Source organism: Microbispora siamensis (assembly GCF_016863095.1).
GTDB classification, from domain to species: domain Bacteria; phylum Actinomycetota; class Actinomycetes; order Streptosporangiales; family Streptosporangiaceae; genus Microbispora; species Microbispora siamensis.
The window spans coordinates 45,972-53,292 of record NZ_BOOF01000063.1 but is presented as its reverse complement, the minus strand read 5'-3'; the positions used below and the strand labels follow the sequence as shown (position 1 = coordinate 53,292).

Here is a 7,321-nt window from a genome sequence, read left to right as displayed (position 1 = left end):
TTTGGTGATGTCGACTTTCGAGGTCTGCCAGTCCGACCATGGCCCGGTCACACCGTTCGCGTACACGCCGCGGACTCGCCAGCGCACCAGCCAGCCATCGGTCAGCTTCCCCGACGGCACTGACACCGACGCAGTTGACGCATTGATGTTCGTCGCGGTCGTGCCCGTGCCCGACCAGATCAGACCCGAACCCTGCTCCGGCACCGACGGATCATGCTCGACCTCCGCGCCCAGATACGAGCCTTGAATGGTCGAGCCCTGGAGCATCAGATCGTTGGTGATTGTCGCCCGGAAAGTCGGCTGCAACGACGCCAGCGTCCACAAACCGGCACTTTGCGTTGCTGGCGTCGCCGACACCGCCGACACCACGGGCTTGGTGATGTCGACCTTGGAGGTCTGCCAGTCCGACCACGGCCCATTCACGCCGGTCGTCGTCACACCGCGGACCCGCCAGCGCACCAGCCAGCCATCGGTCAACTTCCCCGACGGCACCGACACAGACGCATACGGCGAATCTGGGTTGGTCGCCGTAGTGCCCGTCCCCGACCAGATCAGACCCGAGCCCTGGGCCGGCACCGACGGGTCGTGCTCAACTTCCGCACCGAGGTAGGAGTTGCGAAAGACTGGATCGGTGATCTTTGCGCGGAAGTACGGTGTTAAGGACGACAGCGTCCAACCGTCCGCGCCCTGAGTGCCCCGCGCCGACAACTCCGACACCGCAGGCTTCGAAACATCGATCCTCGCCGACTGCCACTCCGACCACGGCCCCTCCACGCCGGTCGTCGTCACACCGCGCACCCGCCACCGCACCAGCCACCCATCGGTCAACTTCCCCGACGGCACCCTGACGGAGGTTGACGACCCTGACGACGCCGAGGTCGTCCCCGTCCCTGAGGAGATGAGACCCGAGCCCTGGGCCGGCACCGACGGATCGTGCTCAACCTCATAGCCCAGGTAGGACGAGCGGTACAGCGGGTCGGTGATTTTGGCCTGGAAGTACGGCGTCAGCGACGACAGCGTCCACACGCCCGTGCTCTGGGTGCCCAATGCCGACAAAGATGACACCGCAGGAACGGCGTCTCCCGCCGTGGCGGACGTCAGGCTCGTGAAGCCGACTGTTCTCCCGGTAGACCCCTTCCGAATGCCAAGTGCGGACGACGTGGAAGCACCCTTGGCACGACCTACATTCCTCAGCGACAACCCTTGAGCCCGCGCAACTTCCGGAGGACCCGTTAGCTTCTCGGGCTTTGCATCCATGATTTCTGCAGGCAAAGGCGGAGGAGACTTCAGGCCACCCTCGGCCGGCTCATCAGTCGATGTGTGGCGCTTCTCAAGGGGCAGCCCACCTTCCGGACGCCTGCCGTCGTCGCTCGGACGCGGGCCCGGCACCGCCGGATTTCTCGGTTCAGTGGCCGATGTGTCGACCAAATGCGGCAATTCTTGCGCCGAGCCCGCCTGCTGAACCGGCGGGGCGCCTGTCGAGCCGGCCGTGACGTTTGGCAGGTTCAGCGTCACGAGTGGCACAGACTCCGCCACGGGAAAGGCAGGAATTTGTAACGTTCCAGGTAGAAGCGCCACTATGACAAGCGTCGTGACGCGAAGAAGCCACCGCGCCGGACCGATCTTGCCCATGCCGAACCGACTCCGACGCACTGCAGCCCACCTCCGTCAGCGCGCAGCAGGCCGCACGCAGGACGCTCGCGTGTAACCGAACTTCAAGAAAGGCTCGGCAACACCGGAGCAGATCTTCAGCAAAGTGATCACACTGTACGATTCGGATGATCAGGCGTAAAGAGAGCATAAAATGTGATGTTCATCACATTTATTGCAGCGTGCAGTCAAGAGCTTTCGGAGCGTGGTCATTTAGGAGGGTGAATATCTATCCCTGAATAAAGTCCACCCCACTCCAGGTCAATCGAAAGCACAGGACGGGCCAACAGTAAAGTGCAACAGCGCATCATGACGAATGCATAAGTCAAGCTTCACTTCGACTCATATGCCACTAGGATGCTGGGCACTACCGCTACGTCGTTGAACGCTCGGGTCATCTGTCGCCGAATGCGATTACTCTGGTTCTTACCTGATTTCAAACGCTCGTTGGGTTATCGATTCGAAGCGCTGCATTATCGCTAGGTAAAGATCGGCAACTTCCTGAGGCCGTGAAACGTTAGCAGCAAAGCTCGCGCCACATCTTGGCTTACTTCGGCCGCTTTCACTACGGGCCATGGCTAGGGCATGCGAGTCTACTCGCTCTAAATAAGCCTCGAACTCGCCCTGCTTGTGTCCATCGTCCCCGAATTGTTCAGCTAAGGTAAAGACTCCAAAGCAGCGCCAGTAGTCCCGACATTCCTCAAAGCCCGCATTGTTTAAGGGGGTCGAGAAGTTTGGGTACCGATGAGCCAAATGCTTGGCGAGTTGACTACTGTCCCGAAGGGCTGGACCATCGGCGATAATGGCCCATGGAATACCGAAAGCATCGAGGTAGTCTATATAAGGCCCGAATCTCTTATCTCCATCGACGCTGATAATCGGAATGTTAGCCGCCTCTGGATCAGGAAGGTTGAGACTGGCTGTATCCCGCCACCACTGAGAGAGCGCGCCAACTTCAGTGCTCCCTTCGCAGAGAATGACACACGAAGCGAACAATAGGGCCCGTACATGTGAAGGCTCTAGCAGCTGGACGAATCGCGCCCATTCTGTCTCTGGAACATCCCCTACACGGCAAACGACAGGTCCTTGGGCTCCTGGCGAAAGCCTCACGATTCCAGCCAGATCTTCCTTCCGCTCTACAGGGACCATATCTGGGCTATGGGTTACTACCATACATCGCCCGGCTTTTCTTAGCTGACTGATGAGGCGACGCTGCATCGTAGGTTCGAGATTAACAGCAGGCTCGTCCAGCACCAAGAACCGACCTGGAGGGCCACTTAGCAGGGTGCTGAGTAAGAGGGCCTCCTGGACGCCGGCGCCGGAGAATTCGATCGGTCTTTCTCCGGTGGTAGTTACGGCCAACGGTTCAATTAGCAGGTCTGTGCTGCTGACGGTAGTAGCCAATCCAAAGGTTTGGCCAGTGAGAAAAGTGAAGGTTTTTTTGGCTTCCGCATAGAGACTGCGATCCGCCGACTTGCCATTTTTAAGTCGAAAAAGCTCCCCTGCCAAATTTCTTCCGGACCTCAAATCGAGCGGCGCTTCCAACTCAGTGGAGTCGTAATGACGCTTGAGTGGGACGCGCCGGTTGTCGGTGAGTACAATCGTGCGTCGAAATATCACGGCTAGAAGCTGGGCGAATGTGACTGTATGGTTGATGATTTGCTTGATTTGCAGGGCTGAAGCTAGCTCTTTAAGGCTCTGGGGAATGCGGCCTGATGTATTAAATGCTGGGGAGATTTCAAAGCTCGCGCGCTGATCTGGCATTTTTACTAGCGCAGTGCGAAGGTCAACGCCGTTCGCTAGTTCCTTTATCGACCGCTCTAAATCGCTGGGGCCAGGGTTGTCGATACCTAACATTAGGCGTGTGAAACTTAGCTGTGCACCCCCGATCGGCAGGAAAGGTGTAGCTGGTCCAGGTTCGATTAGGGATGTCCCCCCGATCAGGGGGATGTGCCATTGATTGTTGAGGTGAGTGAATTCGTAGGCGGCCCACCAGAGGCCACCTATCCGAGAACTGTCAAAATTCAGCTTGAGGCTGCCCGATAGTAGGGGTTGGAGAGTTGCCTGATCTATATTTTGCGCCGCAGCCTCTAGTCGCATACTTGAGAACGAATAGGCTTCGCCCGCAATAAAGGCTGCTTGCACGTAGGAGGTTAGTAACTGCTTCTCCCAATCCTGATCGAATTCTAAAGTGAGTTCAATGCTGTAGGAAGTCGCTTCGTCGCGGGCGGCGGATTCATATAGCACTAGTCTATCTATATCCGGCCTGCCTGTGTGATGATTTAGGACGGTAGTGACGACATCCAAGCACCGTGCAATGTTAGTCTTACCCACCCCGTTCGGCCCTGTGATAAAAGTTAAGGGAGAATCGAGAGAAAGGTCGAGATGTCTAAGGGACAAGAAGTTTTCTGCTCGTATCCTAGTCAATAACATGGGAATGCTCTCTTCTGTGTGGCCGACGAGCACTTGCCTCGCAGTGATCCCAGGTAGCGGGGACTTGATGACTGCTGAGGCCAGCAACTCTAAGGCATTCTAAAAGAAGGTGTCTTCGGTTGCCTCTCTGTTTGCGTCGCCGCCAAGTTCCCCCCACTCTTCATCGGTGACCGGCGGCATCCCCATCAGTTCCGTCGCCGTGTCCAGGCCGTGACGGGTCAGGCGTCCGCCATCCATAAGCCCCTCACGGCGGGCACGCTCGCGGGAGACGATCACGGCCAGGGCCTCATGCACCCGGACGAGAGTGTCACGCATGGCTTCGATCTCATGTGTCGTCAGTTCCGGTGCGTCCTTGAAGCTTGGCATTCCGAAGTAGAAAACCACGACCTGTCCCTCTCGCCAAGAATCTGCCTCTCGCCGCCGGCCTACCGCGTCCCCTGCACCGCGTCAGGGTGGGAATGGATGGCCCGTCCCCCGCTCCGATGCCTGGTTGTCGTGGCTCTGATCTCTGGCGGCTCCCAGGGTCTGGGTGTGGGGGAGCGGAGGACCGTGGACGCAGGCACCACGATCCGTCACAGATCAGGCCAGATGAGCAGGCACCCTTCGCCCAGAGCGGGGGAGGGTCACCGGTACGGGTAGCCGATTTCCCGTACCGTCGTGAGCGCGGCGACGCGGGACGAGCAGGACGACCCTGCCCACCCGGATGGGCACGGGACCCTCACCACGCCGCCGCGCAGCTCTTGGGTGATCACATTTCGAGATCAGCCGGTCGGGGAGCCTTGTCCGTCCCGGTCTGCGTGGCGTCGCTGATCACATCGAACGCGCCCGCATTGACTGCCTTGATGAAGATGTCCCAGGTGTCTTCGCTGGTGACTAGGAACGGCGAGGAGGTGACGATCCCGGCATTCCATAGGTCGCCGATCGTGACCGTTACTTCCTCGCCTTCCCGTTGCGGGATGAACCGGCCCGCCTTAACCGCGCCTACGAACCGGGACCACCGGCCCAGACTGAGGCGGACGAATCCGTGCGAGGCGTCGATGGGATCGCGGACGTACACCACGTGTCCGCGGGGCTGATACTCCACCTCCAGCCCCTCATATACGCCAACGCTACGGGGACCGTTTGCCGTCACGAGCTGCTCCCTGTCGGTACCGGAAGATTCGCCCTCGCCTGGTCCCCAGCCCGGCCGACCCTCGCTACGCTCAACGCTTCCCGGCGCACCTGACGCACCCGGCCCCCGACTCTCCGGGCCGCCGTCTCCACCGCCGAAGCAGGACACGACGTGTAGTTCCATCTCCCTGTCTGTTCGCAGACACGGCCCGTCCACCACCGGAACTGCCATCCCTGCGGCCCGGCCTCCACCCACACGTTCACCCGGTTGGCCGCCGTCACTATCGCCAGTCCGTATCCCGAACCGACTGTTGCCGTGATTCCGGTGTGGCTTAGTTCTTCCTGTAGCCGTCCCGCCAGTGCGACAGCAGGAGACGCCGGGTCCTCAGCAGCGGGGGAGGCCATCAGAGGCACAGCGCCGTTCCTGGTCATCGCTTCACCCCCACTCCTGCGAAGAACGGCACGTCAGGCTCAAGCTGTGCCGTCAGAACAGGTGCATCGGGCCGCCACCGCCGTACCGGCACCAGACCGGGGGACACCAGATCCAGCCCGTTGAAGAACCGCGCAACCTCATCGAACGTGCGACCCACGGCCGGAGCGTTCGCCCGCTCGTAGGGCTTGGCCGCCCCGGACAGTTCCGGCCGATGCTCCACGTGCGAGACCACCAGGAACGATCCTGGGGCCATCGCATCCACCAGCGTCCGGACTGCCCCGTACGGGTCCTCGTGGTCGGGAACGAAGTGCAGCACCGCGACCAGCAACACCGCCACGGGCCTCGACAGGTCTAACAGGGCGCGCGCGTCCGGATCGGTCAGGATCTCACCCGGCTTGCGTACGTCCCCGAAAAGGACCCGTGTCTGCGCATCCGTCGCCAGGAGCGCCCGCGCATGCGACAGCACCACCGGATCGTTATCGACGTACACCACCAGCGCCCCGGGGGTGGCATCCTGCGCGACCTGGTGAACGTTGGCCTTCGTCGGTAACCCGGCCCCGATACCGAGGAACTGGCAGATCCCAGCATCACCCGCAAGGAACCGCACCGCACGCCCAAGGAACGCCCGGTTCGCCCGCGCGATCTCCCGCGTGATCGGAGCAACCGCCATGACTCGTTCGGCGGCCTCCCTGTCGGCGGCAAAGTTGTCCTTGCCCCCGAGGTAGTAGTCATACATCCGCGCGACGTTGGGGGTAGCGGTGTCGATCAAGGGGGTAGCGGACCGTTTCTTCTGGTCACCTAAATCGCGCGCATCATGGGGCTTGGGGGCAGCGCTCGCGCTCATGTCGGCACCTCCTGGATGTTGGAGATGACGAAGCGGTCTCCGCGAAGAACGATGTTGGCCGTCTCTACCGGGACGTGCGCGTAGTGCGTGCGCTCGATCTCGAACACGGGGACACCGGGGGCGATCTTCATTTCATGTGACTCGTCCGGCGTCGGCATACGGGTGCGGATGTCTTCCTTGACCTCATCCACATAGATGCCGATGGAGTCGAACCGCTCGATCACGTCGGGGGCATTGACGACGCCACTGGCCGGCGTCTCAATGGGTGTTCCTCGCGTGAGCGCCAACGGCTCCCATTGCGTGCTGATCTGGACGCACTCGCCTTCGACAAACCAGCGGTAGACGACTTCGCTGACCATGTCGCCGAGGTTGATCTGTAGGCGATCGGCGATGACTTGGGTTGCCTGCACCTGGCGGTAGTCCGCGGTTACATCGGCGCTCCATCCTCCGTCGTTCGCCTCTTGGAGGTTGGGCTTTTGCTTCCGGCTGTAGCGGTTCCCTGTGTTGCGGAAGAGTTCCTTCCGCTCTCTGACGAAGCTGCCCTTGCCCTGCTGGCTGATCACGAGACCTTCGGAGCGCAGCAGTGCTAGAGCCTGGCGGGCCACAGGCTGAGACACCTGGAACTCGGCCCTGATCTCGCGCTCTGTGGGGACCTGATCGCCGGGCTGTAGTTCGCCGGTGACGATCCGGCGTCTCAGCACGTCGGCGACCCGCGCATAGAGCGGTTGTGTGATTGGCATCACACTTCACCTCCTCGGGGAACTCATCTTAGGCACAGTGTAGTTATCAGGTTGTTGTAATAAGTACAACAAGACAGCGGAGGTAGTCATCGCACTTCAAGGCCCCATCCC

6 protein-coding genes are annotated in these 7,321 nt (G+C 60.6%); all 6 read right to left on the bottom strand.

Annotated elements, in window-relative coordinates; all coding sequences use genetic code 11:
* Positions 1-1,632: hypothetical protein (locus Msi02_RS38710; RefSeq protein WP_204052718.1), on the bottom strand; the 1,632-nt coding region annotated here is incomplete at its 3' end.
* A 444-nt stretch (positions 1,633-2,076) separates the two neighbouring features.
* Complete coding sequence (locus Msi02_RS38705; protein ID WP_239109164.1) at positions 2,077-4,083, bottom strand: TOPRIM nucleotidyl transferase/hydrolase domain-containing protein; 2,007 nt, start codon at positions 4,081-4,083, stop codon at positions 2,077-2,079.
* Between the two features lie 99 nt (positions 4,084-4,182).
* The gene (locus Msi02_RS38700; RefSeq protein ID WP_204052716.1) at positions 4,183-4,467 is read right to left on the bottom strand and encodes a hypothetical protein; all 285 of its coding nucleotides are present in this window, start codon (positions 4,465-4,467) and stop codon (positions 4,183-4,185) included.
* Between the two features lie 364 nt (positions 4,468-4,831).
* Positions 4,832-5,215: a hypothetical protein gene (locus Msi02_RS38695; RefSeq protein WP_204052715.1), complete on the bottom strand. Its 384-nt coding sequence runs from the start codon at positions 5,213-5,215 to the stop codon at positions 4,832-4,834.
* Positions 5,216-5,621: 406 nt separating this feature from the next.
* Complete coding sequence (locus Msi02_RS38690; RefSeq protein WP_204052714.1) at positions 5,622-6,470, bottom strand: SAM-dependent methyltransferase; 849 nt, start codon at positions 6,468-6,470, stop codon at positions 5,622-5,624.
* Positions 6,467-7,210, bottom strand: coding sequence for a GntR family transcriptional regulator (locus Msi02_RS38685; RefSeq protein WP_204052713.1), 744 nt, complete (start codon positions 7,208-7,210; stop codon positions 6,467-6,469). The genes Msi02_RS38690 and Msi02_RS38685 overlap by 4 nt, the downstream gene beginning before the upstream one ends.
* Between the last annotated feature and the right edge of the window lie 111 nt (positions 7,211-7,321).